Below are 13,676 nucleotides of genomic sequence, written 5' to 3'. Positions count from 1 at the left end.
GGAGCAGGTCAGGTGGGGGCAAGTGACCGTCTCTACTGCTTCCGGCTCTTCATCAGCGGCTGGATCTTCTCTCCAAAGTCCTCGACGCCCTTCACGAAGTCGTCGAACGTCAGCAGCACGCCGGCCGTGCCCGGCACGGCGGCGATCTCGTCCATCATCCGGGCGATGCTCTCATAGCTGCCGACCAGGGTGCCCATGTTCAGGTTCACCGCCGATTCCGGCGCGGCCAGCTGGGTGGTGTTGGTGGTGGCGCCGGCCTTGGCGTTGGGGGCCGCCTGGTTGGTCAGCCAGGCCAGGGCCTCCTGGTCGGCGCCCGCGCGATAGGACTGCCACTTGGCCATGGCCTTTTCGTCGGTCTCGTCGGCGATGATCATGAACAGCAGGAACGACTGCACGTCGCGGCCGGTCTTCTCGGCGGCCGCCTCCAGCCGCTTGTTGACCGAGGCGAAGGCGGTCGGGGTGTTGACGCCCTTGCCCAGGGCGAAGCTGTAGTCGGCGTATTGCGCCGTGAAGGCCAGGCCCTCGTCGGACGAGCCGGCGCAGATCAGCTTGGTCTCCTTCGGGTGCGGGCTGACCCGGCAATCGTCCATGGTGAAGTACTTGCCCTTGAAGTCCGAGACGCCGGTCTCCAGCAGCTCCTTCAGCACGGTCGTGTATTCGGCCAGGTAGTTGTAGCGGTCGGTATAGTGCTCCTCGCCCGGCCACAGGCCCATCTGGCTGTACTCGGCCTTCTGCCATCCGGTCACCAGGTTGATGCCGAAGCGGCCCGGGGCGATCGAGTCGATGGTCGAGGCCATGCGGGCCACGATGGCCGGCGGGATGGTCAGGGTGGCGACGGTGGCGAAGATCTTGATCTTCGAGGTCACGGCCGCCAGGCCCGACATCAGGGTGAAGCTCTCGAGATTGTGCTCCCAGAACTGGGTCTTGCCGCCGAACCCGCGCAGCTTGATCATCGAGAGCGCGAAGTCGAAGCCGTACTTCTCGGCCTTTTGGGTGATCTCCTTGTTCAGCGCGAAGCTGGGCATGTACTGCGGCGCGGTCTCGGAGATGAGCCAGCCGTTGTTGCCGATGGGAATGAAGACGCCGACCTGCATGGGTAGGGTTCCTGTTCTAGTTCCTTAAATCCGCTCTCCCCGGCGAAAGCCGGGGCCCAGATTCATCCAGAGAGTTTTGGGTGTTCGCGCCAGCCGCCCGCCCCGTCGCCGAGAAGCTGGGGTTCGATCTGGGCCCGGCTTTCGCCGGGGAGAGCGGTAAAAAGTGCTCACGCCCCCTCCAAAAACTTCACCAGACCTTCGTTGAAGGTCTCGGGATCCGTCACCGTGAACCCGTGCCCGCCCCAGGCGACCATCTGAAAGTCCGCGTTGGGGAGCCGTCCGGCCATCCGCTGGGAACAGCTCATCGGCACCAGCATGTCGTCGGCGCTGGCGCTGATCAGGACGCGGTGGGGGATCTCCTCCAGCCGCGCGTCGACGTCGAAGGCCAGGAGGGCGTTGATCCGGGCCAGCACCACCTCGCGCGGCGGGAAGCCGGCCACGTGGTGGGCCTCCTCGGCCTGCAGCCGGGCGTGGTTCCGCGAGATCCAGTCGGCCGGGTAGAGGAAGATCGGCTGGGCGTGGACATAGGCCTGCGGCCCGGTGTCGTTCAGCAGGTGGATGCGGGTGTCGAAGCAGCGCCTGATGTGCGGGTCGGGCCGCGACCAGCCGTTGACCACCACCAGCTTGCCGAGACGATCGGGGTGGGACAGGGCCAGGGCCAGGCCCGCGTTGCCGCCCGCCGCGTGGCCGACCACATGCGCTTTCGCCAAGCCAAGGGCGTCCATGACCTTGACCATGTCGTCGGCCATGTCCTGGACGCTGTAAGGGGAGGGGAGCTCGCGGACGCTGCGCCCCGTGCCGCGATGGTCGTACAGCACCACCGGCCAATGCTCGAGCAGCGCCTGCATCTGCGGGGCCCAGAACGCGCCCGACCCGCCCAGCCCCGACGACAGCAGCACGACCTCGCGGCCGGCCACGGGGCCGCCGTGCAGCTCGTAATAGAGGCCGTCGACAAGGCCAGAATTCATGACCGCACCCCCAACCGCTCATCCCCGCGAAAGCGGGAACCCAAGCTGACTCTTGGGGATTGGCGCGGCCGAGCCATGGTCCGCCGACCCGGCTTGGGTCCCCGCTTTCGCGGGAATGAGCGGGGGAGGAGACGCATCAGCGCTTGCCGATGTGGGCGACCGAGGCGATCTCGACCACGAAGCCGGGCTTCACCAGGCCGCACTGGATGCAGTAGCGGGCCGGTTTGTCGCCGGGGAAGTACTCGGCATAGACCTTGTTCATCGGCGCGTAGTGGGCCCAGTCGGTCAGGAAGATGTGGTTCATGGTCACGTCTTCCAGCGTCCCGCCGGCGGTCTCGATCACCGACTTGATGGTCTCCAGCACCTGGCGGGTCTGGGCCTCGGCGTCGTCGGGATTGGCGACATTGTTGTCCTTGTCGAAGGCCAGGGTGCCCGAGACGTAGACGATCCCGTCGGCCAGCGTGCCGGGCGAGAACGGGGCGATGGGCGTGCCCGTGCCGGGCGGGGTGATGACGGTCTTGGGCATCTGAAATCTCCCTCTAAATCCTCATCAATCCGCTCTTCCCGGCGAAAGCCGGGACCCAGATTCACCCTGGGTGTCGGACCAACTTGGCGCTTCTCAGCCTTACGATCTGGGCCCCGGCTTTCGCCGGGGAGAGCGGGGTTATTTGGACGGCGCCAGCTGCCCGAACGCCCCCTTGAAGTCGGCCGTGGTCGAGACCCAGCCGAAGAAAGTCTCGATGTTGAACAGGGCCGCCTTCTGGAGGAATTCGGGCCCGGCCTGGTGGGTGGCGTCCTCCAGCACGGTCCCGAAATATTCCAGCATGAAGCCGTCGCGCAGGGTCGATTCCACGCAGACGTTGGTGGCGATGCCGACGAACACCAGGTGGCGGATGCCGCGCGCCCGCAGCACGCTGTCCAGCTGGCTGTTGAAGAAGCCGCTATAGCGGGTCTTGTGCAGCCGGATGTCGCCTGGCTCGGGCGTCAGCTCGTCGACCAGCTCGTAGTCCCACTGGCCGCGCGCCAGCAGCTTGCCCTGCAGCTCAGGCTTGGCGCGCATGGTCTTCAGGGCGTTGGACTTCCACCAGTTGGGCGAGCCCGGACCGCCGGCTTCCACATACTGGTCGTCCCAGCCGTTCTGGAAATAGATCACCTGCATGCCAGCCCCGCGGGCCACCGTCAGCACGCCCTTGATCTGCTGGATCACCGCCGCCGCGCCCGAGATGTCGAAGCCGGCCAGGTCCAGATAGCCGCCGGGCGAGGCGTAGGCGTTCTGCATGTCGATGACGATCACCGCCGTGGTCTTGGGATCGACCGGGATCGGCTCGGGCCGCGCCGGCAGCATGACGGCGTTGGGGGAGAGCGGGGTGATCGTGGACGTCATCGACGTCGGCTCCCTTGTGGTTTGCGAGAGGCATGGAATACCATCCCGCGTAACGTTGCAATCCGAACCGTTCGGTCCATGTTTGACCAAATGGTCCAAGTTCGAGATGTGATGACCGCTCCCGTGGCCAAGACCGTCAAGCCGCCGCGCAAGACCGGGCCCCGCGCCGTCGCCAAGGATGCGTCCGGCGCCCGCAAGCTGGTCAAGGCCGCCCAATCGGCGGGCGATGGCGCGCCCTCCGAAACCCCCAAGGGCCCTCGGGCGAAGGCCGGCGAGGCGCGCAAGGCCGCGATCCTCAAGGCCGCCCTGGCCGTGTTCGCGCGCCAGGGCCTGGACGGCGCCAGCGTCGAGGCCATCGCCCAGGCGGCGGGGATCTCCAAGGCCAACCTGCTCTACTACCACCCGTCCAAGGACGCGCTTTACCTGGCGGTGCTGGAGCAGGGCCTGGCTCTGTGGCTGGCGCCGCTGAGCCGCTTCACCGAGGCCGACGATCCGGCCGAGGCCATCGCCGCCCTGATCGGCGCCAAGCTCGTCCTGAGCCGCGACCATCCCGAGGTCTCGCGGCTGTTCGCCCTGGAGATGCTGCGCGGCGCGCCGCTGCTGAAACCGGTGCTGGCCGGACCGCTGAAGGCGGTGTTCGACGCCAAGGTCGCGGTGATCCAGGCGTGGGTCGCGGCGGGCAAGCTGTCCCGAGTCGATCCGCCGCACCTGATCTTCGCGATCTGGGCCCTGACCCAGCACTATGCCGACTTCGCCGTCCAGGTGCGGGCGCTGAGTGGTAAGACCTTGTCCGACAAGGCGTTCATGGACGAAACCCAGGCCGCGATCACGGCCCTGGTGCTGGACGGGGCGAGAAGGCGGTAGGGGCCAAAAGGCTGTCATCCCGGACAAGCGCGTAGCGCGCCGATCCGGGACCACCGGAAGCTCCGAGCTTGTCGCGGTCCCGGCTCTCCGCTCCGCTTCGGCCGGGATGACAGGGAGATTTGACGCCCTGCGTCTAAGGGCCGCGTTTCACAGTTCGCCGTCCGAGCCGAAAATGCGGTCAGACATGACCCGCCCAGACGCGACATCTCAGACTTCAGAGACGCGGCCCATGCGACTGATCCACGGGATCGTCGGCGCGGCCGCGGTGCTGGTGGCCGTCTCGATCCTGGGGGCGCTGGCCCTGATGCTGCTGGCCGCGCGGTCAGTGGACCGCACCGAGGCCGAGGACGAGATCTCGCTGGTTCGCCGGACGGTGTCGCGCACCCTGGACCGCATGGAGCGCGAGCTGACCTCGGCCACGGTCTGGGACGCGGCCTACAAGGCCATGGGCTGGAAGATCGACGCCGCCTGGGCCGACACCGATTTCGCCACCTACTACCACGACCAGTTCGGCCACGACCTGACCTTCGTGATGCGGTCCGGCCAGGTGGTCTACGCCTCCAAAGGGGGGATGCGAACCGAGGCCCGGGCGCTAGGCGCATTCCCCGCCGAGGCGGAGCGCATCGTCGCCGACGTCGCGACCGACGCCCGCGCCGCCCGCCGCGTGGGCCGCCTCAGTTCGGCCGCCGAGGTCACGCGCACCGGGCTGATGCGCGTCGACGGCGTGACCTACCTCACCGCCTTCGCCGCCGTTACGCCGGAGAGCCGCGCCGTCGCGAACGGCTACGACGGCCCCGTCGCGGTGGTGGTCACAGCCCGTCGGGTCGACGCGCCCTTCGTGAAGCGTTTCGCCGCGGACCTGGGCCTGAAGGGCCTGGCCTTCCTGGATCAGCCGCGCGACGAGGCTCCCCGCGTGATGCTGGACGACATCAACGGCCGTCCGGTCGGGGCCCTGGCCTGGGCGGCCGAGAACCCTGGCGTGACGCTGATGAAGAGCGTCGCGCCCTGGATCGTCGTCGGCTTTCTGATCCTGGTCGCGGCCGGGGCGGTGCTGATGCAGCGCGTAGCCGAGGCGCTGCGCAAGCTGGAGACCAGCCGCCTGGCCCTGATCGCCGCCAAGGAAGAGGCCGAGGCCGCCAACGCCGCCAAGACCCGCTTCCTGGCCAATATGAGCCACGAGGTCCGCACCCCGCTGAACGGCGTGCTGGGCATGGCCCAGGTGATGGCCGCCGACACCCTGTCCGAGCCCCAGACCCGGCGCCTGCGCATCCTGGAGGAGTCCGGCCAGGCCCTGCTGGCCCTGCTGAACGACATCCTCGACATCGCGCGGCTGGAGACCCGGGCCGTGCGGCTGCGGACCGAGACCTTCGACCTGGCCGCCATGGTCGAGGCCAGCTGCGCCGCCTTCTCCGGCGCGGCGGCGGCCAAGGATCTGACCCTCGCCGTCGACATCGCGCCCGAGCTGCGCGGTCGCTGGACCGGCGATCCGATGCGCCTGCGCCAGGTGCTGGGCAATCTGGTCGCCAACGCCGTCAAGTTCACCGACGACGGCGGCGTCACCGTCCGCGTCCGTCCGGCGACCAAGGGCGGCCTGCGGTTCGAGGTCGAGGACACCGGCATGGGCATCGCCGATCAGCACGTGCCCGACCTGTTCAAGACCTTCTCCCAGGTCGACGCCTCCCTGACCCGCGCCCACGACGGGGCGGGCCTGGGCCTGTCGATCTGCCGCGAGCTGGTCGAGCTGATGGGCGGGACCATCGGCGTCGACAGCTCGCCGGGCCTGGGCTCCAGCTTCCGCTTCACCGTGCCCCTGACCCAGGCGATGAGCGAACGCCCGGCGCTGCGGGTGGTGCGGTAGGGGGAGAAAATCCTTCTCTCCATGAGAGAGGGAGGGGCCCACGCCGCAGGCGTGGGAGGGTGAGAGGTTACACCGCCGGTCGGGAAATCTCGTTCCTTGAACCGCCTCCATTCCGCTCTCCCCGGCGAAAGCCGGGGCCCAGATTCATCCTGAGCGACTGGAGTGGTCGCGCCTACGCCGTCATCAAATTCTCAAACGCTCCTGGGTTCGATCTGGACCCCGGCTTTCGCCGGGGAGAGCGGGAAAAGAGCCCTGATTTGAGAGGGCGAAACCTCTCACCCTCCCACCGCTTCGCGGCGGGCCCCTCCCTCTCTCTATGAGAGAGGGATTTTCGTCGCCGCTCCCCCGCCTGCACACTTCGCGCGCACCCTGACCCTCCTTGTGCCGATAATTCGGAGCGTTGCGGATGACCTGCCTCCCGCGCGCCGTGAAGCCTCGCCGCCGCCCACTCACCCGTGGACCTTATCGCCACACCGTCGGACTCGCGCGCGAGCCGGGACGGTTCGGTAGGGGATAGGGCTTATGCAATCCGGAGTAACGACGCCAACCCGGCGCCAGCTGCTGTCCGCCATCGCCAAGGTCGGCGGGACGGCGGCGCTGTATCAGGCGATGACCACGCTGGGCCATGCGGCCGAGACCCAGTTCCACGGGCCGCCGAACCTTTCGGGCGCGCGCCCGGGCGCCAAGGTCATCGTGCTGGGCGCGGGCCTGGCGGGCATGTTGGCGGCGTTCGAGCTGCGCAAGGCCGGCTACCAGGTCCAGATCCTGGAGTTCCAGAACCGGGCCGGCGGCCGCAACTGGTCGCTGCGGGGCGGCGATACCTATACCGAGCTGGGCGGCGCGACCCAGAAGGTCGGCTTCTCCCCCGGCAACTACCTGAACCCCGGCCCTTGGCGGATCCCGCACCACCACCGCACCCTGCTGCACTACTGCAAGCAGTTCGGCGTGGCTCTGGAGCCGTTCATCCAGTTCAACCACTCGGGCTGGGTCCACTCGTCCCAGGCCTTCGGCGGCAAGCCGGTGCGCTTCAACACCGCCGCCGCCGACTTCGAGGGCAATATCGCCGAGCTGCTGGCCAAGTCGGTCAACGCCAAGGCGTTGGACGACGCGGTCACGCAGGAAGACCGCGACCGGCTGCTGGAGGCCCTGAAGGGCTGGGGTATGCTGGACAACGACTACAAATATTCGGCCAGCCTGCGCGCCGCCTCGCACCGCGGCTACGAACGGCCAGGCGGCGGCGGGGTGAACGGCGCGCCGATCCCGTCCAAGGACCTCTACAGCCTGCACGACGTGCTGGACCCGCAGGTCTGGACCTCGATGGCCTTCTTCATGGGCCACGAGATGCAGACCACCATGTTCCAGCCGGTGGGCGGCATGGACATGATCGGCAAGGCCTTCGCCAAGCAGGTCGAGGGCCTGGTGACCTACAACGCCAAGGTTTCGAAGATCGCCCAGGACGACAAGGGCGTGGTGGTCAGCTGGACCGACACCGTCACCGGCAAGGCCGCCGACGCCAAGGCCGACTGGTGCGTCTGCACGATCCCGCTGGGCATCCTGGGCCAGCTCGACCTGCAGGTGACCGACGAGATGATGGCCGCCATCAAGGCGGTCCCGTATTCCGGCCAGGTCAAGATCGGCCTCGAGATGAAGCGCCGCTTCTGGGAGGAGGACGACTTCATCTACGGCGGCCACAGCTTCACCGACCAGGAGATCGCCCTGATCTCCTATCCGAACAACAACATGTTCAAGGACGGGCCGGCGGTGCTGCTGGGGGCCTTCGCCCGCGACATGGGGGCCTATCGGCTGGCCGGCATGACGCCCGAGCAGCGGATCGAGGCGGCCCTGGCGCAGGGGTCGGTGATCCATCCGACCAGCTACCGCAAGGAGTTCGCCAGCGGGGCTTCGGTGGCCTGGAGCCGGGTGCCCTGGACCCTGGGCTGCTGCGCCCGCTGGAGCGAGGACGCCCGCAAGGAGCACTACCAGACCCTGGTCGGCATGGACCGCCGCATCGTCCTGGCCGGCGAGCACGCCAGCTATATCGGCTGCTGGATGGAAGGCGCGCTGCTGTCGTCCATCGACGCCATCACCCGTCTGCACAAGCGCGCGCTGGAGGCCTGAGGATGAGGATGATCGTTGGACTGACGGCGGCCTTGATCGCCTTTCCGGCCATGGCCCAGACTCCGACCCAAAATCCTTCAGGGGGCGGCGACACGGGCGGCGGCATCGTCCGGGTTCCCAAGCCGGTGACCGGCGAGCAGGTCTATGGCGCGGTCTGTCAGGCCTGCCACATGGCCGACGCCAAGGGCGCCAGCGGGGCGGGGACCATTCCGGCCCTGGCCGCCAATCCGAAACTGGCCGGAGCGGCCTATCCGATCATGGTGGTGACCGGCGGCAAGGGCGCCATGCCGGGCTTCGTCGGGACCCTGAGCAACGCCCAGATGGCCGAGGCGATCACCTATGTCCGCACCCACTTCGGCAACACCTATCCCAAGCCGGTGACGGAAGCGGACGTGGCGAAACTGGCCAAGCCGCCGAGCGTCGGAGGGCATTGAGGGGGACGCCTTCTTCCCCCTCCGGGGGAGGAGCGCCAAAGGCGCGGAGGGGGCAAGTATCGAGATCGCTGATCTCACTTGCCCCCTCCTGACCGCTACGCGGTCGTCCGCCCCCGGAGGGGGCGGAAGGTGACACGCTACCCCTCCACCAGCGGCGCGATCTTCTCCAGCAGCCACTGCGTGCCTTCCTCGCGGCCCTCGGCCGAGTAGTAGCCGTCCACGAACACCCCGACCTCGGTCATCACCACGCGGGTCTTGGCGCCTTCGGGCCGGAACTCGATGGTCGCGATCGAGGCCGAGGCCAGCGGTTCGCCGTGGTGCATCCAGTAGGCGTAGACGATCCGCTCGTTCGGGATGATCTGCAGATAGCGGTTGTAGAACCGGTGCGGCGGCTCGCCGGGCGGGCCCCCGATGCTGTGCTCCTCGCCGCCGACCCGGAAGTCGTACTTCTGGTCGGCCGGACCCCATTCGTCGGGACCCTTGAACCACTGCTTCTTCTTCTCCGGGTCGGCGAAGGCGGAAAACACCCGGGCGGGGGAGGCGGCGTAGACGCGTTCGACGCAGAAGGTGGCGTGGATGGCGTTTCTTTCCGCGATGGTGTGGGCGGTCATTTGTCTTCCTCGTCTTCGGCCGCCAGAAAGTCTCCCAGGCGGTCGAGGCGTCGCTCCCACTGGGTGCGCCTCTGGTTGATCCATTGCTCGGCGAGACTGAGGACGTCGGGATTGATCCGGCAGGTGCGCACCCGGCCGATCTTCTCCGACGCCACGATCCCGCCCGCCTCCAGCATGGCCAGGTGCTGCATGACCGCCGGCAGCGACATGTCCAGCGGCCTGGCCAGTTCGCTCACCGAGGCGGGACCCCGGCTGAGCCGCTCGACCATGCTCCGCCGCGCGGGGTCCGCGAGGGCCTGGAACATCAGGTCGAGCGAGGGCTGTTGGTTAGGCATGGGGTTAAGTATCGCGGGGTGGGACGATAGTCAAGTGATTGCTTAAGTGTTTGGTCGCGCGCGCCGTCTTCCCCCTCCGGGGGAGGAGCGCCGCAGGCGCGGAGGGGGCAAGCGCTGAGAGTCTTACCTCACTTGCCCCCACCTGACCGCGCGATGCGCGGTCGTCCGCCCCCGGAGGGGGCGGAAGGATGGTCATCAGCCCAGCTTCACCTTCCCGTCGACCCGCCGTGCGATGCCCAGCGGGTTGTCCGTCCGCAGCTCGGCCGGCAGCAGCGCTTCGGGCAGGTTCTGGTACGACACCGGACGCAGGAAGCGGGCGATGGCCAGGGTGCCGACCGAGGTCGCCTTGGCGTCCGAGGTGGCCGGGAACGGGCCGCCGTGGACCATGGCGTGGGCCACCTCGACGCCGGTGCCGAAGCCGTTGACCAGGATGCGGCCCGCCTTCAGCTCCAGGGCCGGCAGCAGGGCGCCGGCGATGGCGTGGTCGGCCTCTTCCAGGTGCAAGGCGATGGTCAGCTGGCCTTCCAGGGCGTCGATGACCTTAGCCAGCTCGCCCTGGTCGGCGCAGCGCACCACCACCGAGGCGGCCCCGAAGACCTCCTCGTGCAGGTGCGGATTGGCCAGGAAGTCGGCGGCCTTGACGCTGAACAGGGCCGCGCGGCCGGTGTGGCTGCCGTCCGGGCCCGGGACGCCGCGCGCCACGGTGGTAACGGCCTTGTCTTCGGAGAGGGCCGCGACGCCGTGGGCGAAGGCCTTGCAGATGCCCGGCGTCAGCATGACCGCGGCCGGGGCGGCCTCGACCGCCTGGCCGGCGGCCGCGACGAAGGCGTCCAGCTCGGGGCCGTCGATGGCCAGGATCAGGCCGGGATTGGTGCAGAACTGGCCCGCGCCCAGGGTCAGGGCGGCCACGAAGTCCGGGGCGATCTTCTCGGCCCGGGCCCGCAGGGCGGCCGGCAGCAGGATGACCGGGTTGATGCTGCTCATCTCGGCGTAGAACGGGATCGGCTCGGGCCGGCCCTGGGCGATGGCGGCCAGGGCCAGGCCCCCGCGGCGCGAGCCGGTGAAGCCGGCGGCCTTGACGCGCGGATCGGCGACCAGGGCCTGGCTGACCTCGTAGCCGCTGTCGTGGATCATCGAGAACACGCCCGGGTGCAGGCCGACCGAGGCCACGGCGGCCTGGATGGCGCGGCCGACCAGCTCCGAGGTCCCGGGGTGCGCGGGATGGGCCTTGACGATGACCGGGCAGCCGGCCGCCAGGGCCGAGGCGGTGTCGCCGCCGGCGACCGAGAAGGCCAGCGGGAAGTTGCTGGCCCCGAACACGGCCACTGGGCCCAGCGGCACGTTGCGCAGGCGCAGGTCCGGACGCGGCAGCGGCTTGCGGTCGGGCAGGGCCGGATCGATGCGGGCCTCCAGGAAGCCGCCGTCGCGCAGCACGCTGGCGAACAGGCGCAGCTGGCCGGTGGTGCGGGCGCGCTCGCCCTCCAGGCGCGGGCGCGGGAGGCCGGTCTCGGCCATGACCCGGACGATCAGGTCATCGCCGATCGCCTCGATGTGCTCGGCGATGGCCTCCAGGAAGGTGGCGCGGGTCTCGTAGGGCAGGGCGCGATAGGGCCCGAACGCCTCGGCCGCCAGGGCGGCGGCCTGGTCGACATCGGCCTTGGTCGCGCCGCCGAATGCCGGCTCCAGGGTCTCGCCGGTCGCGGGATTGATCCCCTTGATCTCGCCGTTGGTTCCCTTGCGGCCTTGGCCGCCGATCAGAAGCTCGCCCGTCAGATGCACGTTGGTCGTCCTGCAAGATGTGTTGTGGCCGCATAAATGGGAGCGCTAACATGACAAGTCCATGCGCGCGGCCCGGCGCGGAGCGTTTAAGGTGGGAGACCCCTTCGCCGGAGGCGCCCTTGAAAGCCCGTTTCGCCGACGCCGCCAAGGCCTTGTTCGAGATTCCGGGCGGTCCGCGCGTCGATTTCGCCCACCCGCCCGGCGAGCCGGCGCTGGCCGCCCCGGATTCGGTGTCGTGGCGGATCTTCAAGAACCCGGTGTCGCTGTTCGTCGGCGGCGTGACGGCGGTGATCCTGGAGCTGGCCGAGCCCCGGGTGCGGACCGGGGTTTGGGAGCACTCGTCGTTCCGGATCGATCCCCTGACCCGGCTGAAGCGCACCGGCCTGGCGGCCATGGTCACGGTCTATGGCGCGCGCTCGACGGCCGAGGCGATGATCGCCGGGGTCGGCCGCCAGCATGCCCGGGTCGGCGGCGTCACGCCGGACGGGACCGCCTATCAGGCCGATGACGTCGAGCTGCTGGACTGGGTGCAGGCCACGGCCAGTTTCGGGTTCCTGACCGCCTATCACGCCCTGGTCCAGCCGCTGTCGCAAGAGGACCGCGACCGTCTCTACGCCGAGGCCGTTCCGGCCGCGCGGCTCTACGGCGCCGTGGGCGCGCCGACCTCCGAGGCGGCCTGGGAGGCCCAGCTGGCGGCCGTGCTGCCCGGGCTCGAGCGCTCGGAGATCGTGCTGGAGTTCCTGGCGCTGATGCGCGCCGTGCGGATCGCCGGCCCGCTGAGCCGCATCCAGCACCCGCTGATCCGGGCGGCGGTGGGGCTGGTTCCGGAGCAGGTGCGGGACGTGCTGGGCCTGGGGCGCGAATGGCTGCCCCGGCCGCTGGAGCTGCCGGTGATCCGCGCGGCGGCCCGGCTCGCCGACCGCACGCCGATCCCGGGCGCGCCGCCGTACGAGGCGTCGGTGCGAATGGGTCTGCCGGGGGAGTGGCTGTATCGGCGAGCACCGCTGGCCCCCACCTGACCTGCTGCGCAGGTCGTCCGCCCCCGGAGGGGGCGGAAGGCGCGCGATCCCTCTTCCCCCTCCGGGGGAGGAGCGCCGCAGGCGCGGAGGGGGCAACCAATCCCTACAGCGACTGCCCGTCGTCCACCGTGAACACGCTGCCGGTCACCGCCCGCGCCGCGTCGGAGCACAGGTAGAGCGCCGTCGCGGTGAGGTCGTCCTCGTCCATCAGCCGCCGCCTCGGGAAGCCCGCCACCAGCCTGGCCCCGCCCTCGCTGTCGAACCAGTCGCTGTTCAGCTCGGTCTTGATGTAGCCGGGACAGAGGACGTTGACGTTGATCCCCTTGCGGATCCACTCGCGGGCCAGGCTCTTGCCCAGCATGGCGGCGGCGGCCTTGGACGTGCAGTAGGCCGTCAGGCCCGGCAGCACCTTGTGCGCCCCGATCGAGGCGACCAGCACGATCCGGCCGCGCTGGCTGGCCTCCGACCCGGCCCGGATCATCCGCCGCGCGCCCTCGCGGGCGGTCAGGAAGACGCCCCGGGTGTTGACGCCCATCACCTTGTCGAAGTCCTCGACGGCGAGGTCCAGCGCCATGCCCTGGATGCTGATGCCGGCGTTGGCGATCACCGCGTCCGGCACGCCCAGCCTGGTCTCGATCGCGTCATAGGCGGCGATGACCGAAGCCTCGTCCTCGACGTCCATGGCGAAGGCCGCCGCGTTCGGGCCGAGTTCCGCGACCAGGGCCTCCAGCCGGTCGGCGCGGCGGGCGGCCACCGCGACCCGCGCCCCGGCGGCGGCGGCCCGGCGGGCCAGGTGCGCCCCGATGCCGGACGAGGCCCCGGTGATCAGTACGGTCCGGTCGTTCAGGATCTGGTCGGTCATGGTCGCTCCCTTTTTTCGCGACCGTGGCCGGGGAGGGCGGGCCTGTCGAGCCGCCTCCGGCCGAAAGTACGGGGATTGAGACCGCTCAATCCCCGGCGTTCACGAAATGGAGTCGGCCAAAATCAATCACTTGTCACTTTTACGCGGGTCTGAATGATCCGCGCCCGCTGGCGCCGTATCTTTGTGTCATGGCCGGAAGAAGCGACGAGCCGAGGGACTGGAGCGCGAGGCTGCAGACCAAGCTCATGGGGCGGATGGACGCCCTACACACCCGGCTCGAAAAGACCAAGGACCCCGCCGAAATCGCCCAGATCGAGAAGGAGGCCCGCACCTGTGGGGTCTTCGCCCGC

13 protein-coding genes are annotated in these 13,676 nt (G+C 69.3%); 5 read left to right on the top strand and 8 right to left on the bottom strand.

Features of this window, described 5'->3' with window-relative positions:
- Nucleotides 1-32 precede the first annotated feature (32 nt).
- The 4 genes from rutA to rutB form a co-directional block, all read right to left on the bottom strand.
- On the bottom strand, nt 33-1,094 hold the full coding sequence (rutA, locus tag ABIC66_RS22995) for a pyrimidine utilization protein A (RefSeq protein ID WP_354073489.1): 1,062 nt from the start codon (nt 1,092-1,094) through the stop codon (nt 33-35).
- A 167-nt stretch (nt 1,095-1,261) separates the two neighbouring features.
- Nucleotides 1,262-2,062, bottom strand: coding sequence for a pyrimidine utilization protein D (rutD, locus tag ABIC66_RS22990; RefSeq protein ID WP_354073487.1), 801 nt, complete (start codon nt 2,060-2,062; stop codon nt 1,262-1,264).
- A 136-nt stretch (nt 2,063-2,198) separates the two neighbouring features.
- Complete coding sequence (rutC, locus tag ABIC66_RS22985) at nt 2,199-2,588, bottom strand: pyrimidine utilization protein C (protein ID WP_354073485.1); 390 nt, start codon at nt 2,586-2,588, stop codon at nt 2,199-2,201.
- A 138-nt stretch (nt 2,589-2,726) separates the two neighbouring features.
- Complete coding sequence (gene rutB, locus ABIC66_RS22980) at nt 2,727-3,446, bottom strand: pyrimidine utilization protein B (protein WP_354073483.1); 720 nt, start codon at nt 3,444-3,446, stop codon at nt 2,727-2,729.
- A gap of 111 nt (nt 3,447-3,557) precedes the next feature.
- Here rutB and rutR point away from each other — a divergent pair, with 111 nt between their 5' ends.
- From rutR to ABIC66_RS22960, 4 genes are all read left to right on the top strand, one after another.
- Nucleotides 3,558-4,310, top strand: a complete 753-nt coding sequence (gene rutR / locus ABIC66_RS22975; protein ID WP_354073481.1) for an HTH-type transcriptional regulator RutR — start codon at nt 3,558-3,560, stop codon at nt 4,308-4,310.
- Nucleotides 4,311-4,539: 229 nt separating this feature from the next.
- Entirely contained in the window at nt 4,540-6,168 is a 1,629-nt protein-coding gene (locus ABIC66_RS22970) for an ATP-binding protein (RefSeq protein ID WP_354073479.1), read from the top strand.
- 522 nt (nt 6,169-6,690) lie between these two features.
- Nucleotides 6,691-8,286, top strand: coding sequence for an NAD(P)/FAD-dependent oxidoreductase (locus ABIC66_RS22965; RefSeq protein ID WP_354073477.1), 1,596 nt, complete (start codon nt 6,691-6,693; stop codon nt 8,284-8,286).
- Nucleotides 8,287-8,288: 2 nt separating this feature from the next.
- The gene (locus ABIC66_RS22960) at nt 8,289-8,720 is read left to right on the top strand and encodes a c-type cytochrome (RefSeq protein ID WP_354073475.1); all 432 of its coding nucleotides are present in this window, start codon (nt 8,289-8,291) and stop codon (nt 8,718-8,720) included.
- A 137-nt stretch (nt 8,721-8,857) separates the two neighbouring features.
- On the opposite strand, the gene ABIC66_RS22955 is transcribed toward ABIC66_RS22960, so the two are convergent.
- The 3 genes from ABIC66_RS22955 to ABIC66_RS22945 all read right to left on the bottom strand — a co-directional run bounded on the left by ABIC66_RS22955 (nt 8,858) and on the right by ABIC66_RS22945 (nt 11,445).
- The gene (locus tag ABIC66_RS22955) at nt 8,858-9,331 is read right to left on the bottom strand and encodes an SRPBCC family protein (RefSeq protein ID WP_354073473.1); all 474 of its coding nucleotides are present in this window, start codon (nt 9,329-9,331) and stop codon (nt 8,858-8,860) included.
- Complete coding sequence (locus ABIC66_RS22950; RefSeq protein WP_354073471.1) at nt 9,328-9,666, bottom strand: ArsR/SmtB family transcription factor; 339 nt, start codon at nt 9,664-9,666, stop codon at nt 9,328-9,330. The genes ABIC66_RS22955 and ABIC66_RS22950 overlap by 4 nt, the downstream gene beginning before the upstream one ends.
- Before the next feature lie 195 nt (nt 9,667-9,861).
- Nucleotides 9,862-11,445, bottom strand: coding sequence for an aldehyde dehydrogenase (NADP(+)) (locus ABIC66_RS22945; RefSeq protein ID WP_354073469.1), 1,584 nt, complete (start codon nt 11,443-11,445; stop codon nt 9,862-9,864).
- Nucleotides 11,446-11,564: 119 nt separating this feature from the next.
- On the opposite strand from ABIC66_RS22945, the gene ABIC66_RS22940 reads away from it, so the two are divergent.
- Nucleotides 11,565-12,464 (top strand): oxygenase MpaB family protein, encoded by a 900-nt coding sequence (locus tag ABIC66_RS22940; protein WP_354073467.1) that lies wholly within the window; start codon nt 11,565-11,567, stop codon nt 12,462-12,464.
- A gap of 103 nt (nt 12,465-12,567) precedes the next feature.
- On the opposite strand, the gene ABIC66_RS22935 is transcribed toward ABIC66_RS22940, so the two are convergent.
- Nucleotides 12,568-13,326, bottom strand: a complete 759-nt coding sequence (locus tag ABIC66_RS22935; protein WP_354073465.1) for an SDR family NAD(P)-dependent oxidoreductase — start codon at nt 13,324-13,326, stop codon at nt 12,568-12,570.
- Between the last annotated feature and the right edge of the window lie 350 nt (nt 13,327-13,676).

It is taken from the genome of Caulobacter sp. 1776 (assembly GCF_040545685.1).
Lineage (GTDB): Bacteria > Pseudomonadota > Alphaproteobacteria > Caulobacterales > Caulobacteraceae > Caulobacter.
This window is presented reverse-complemented; position numbering and strand designations above follow the sequence as displayed.

What these genes read in the sequence shown, in the direction of transcription:
- rutR (WP_354073481.1), top strand. Translation starts at nt 3,558, where the DNA reads ATGACCGCTCCCGTGGCCAAGACCGTCAAGCCGCCGCGCAAGACCGGG.
- ABIC66_RS22955 (WP_354073473.1), bottom strand. Translation starts at nt 9,331, where the DNA reads ATGACCGCCCACACCATCGCGGAAAGAAACGCCATCCACGCCACCTTC.
- rutD (WP_354073487.1), bottom strand. Translation starts at nt 2,062, where the DNA reads ATGAATTCTGGCCTTGTCGACGGCCTCTATTACGAGCTGCACGGCGGC.
- rutB (WP_354073483.1), bottom strand. Translation starts at nt 3,446, where the DNA reads ATGACGTCCACGATCACCCCGCTCTCCCCCAACGCCGTCATGCTGCCG.
- rutA (WP_354073489.1), bottom strand. Translation starts at nt 1,094, where the DNA reads ATGCAGGTCGGCGTCTTCATTCCCATCGGCAACAACGGCTGGCTCATC.
- ABIC66_RS22935 (WP_354073465.1), bottom strand. Translation starts at nt 13,326, where the DNA reads ATGACCGACCAGATCCTGAACGACCGGACCGTACTGATCACCGGGGCC.
- ABIC66_RS22970 (WP_354073479.1), top strand. Translation starts at nt 4,540, where the DNA reads ATGCGACTGATCCACGGGATCGTCGGCGCGGCCGCGGTGCTGGTGGCC.
- ABIC66_RS22965 (WP_354073477.1), top strand. Translation starts at nt 6,691, where the DNA reads ATGCAATCCGGAGTAACGACGCCAACCCGGCGCCAGCTGCTGTCCGCC.
- ABIC66_RS22950 (WP_354073471.1), bottom strand. Translation starts at nt 9,666, where the DNA reads ATGCCTAACCAACAGCCCTCGCTCGACCTGATGTTCCAGGCCCTCGCG.
- ABIC66_RS22960 (WP_354073475.1), top strand. Translation starts at nt 8,289, where the DNA reads ATGAGGATGATCGTTGGACTGACGGCGGCCTTGATCGCCTTTCCGGCC.
- rutC (WP_354073485.1), bottom strand. Translation starts at nt 2,588, where the DNA reads ATGCCCAAGACCGTCATCACCCCGCCCGGCACGGGCACGCCCATCGCC.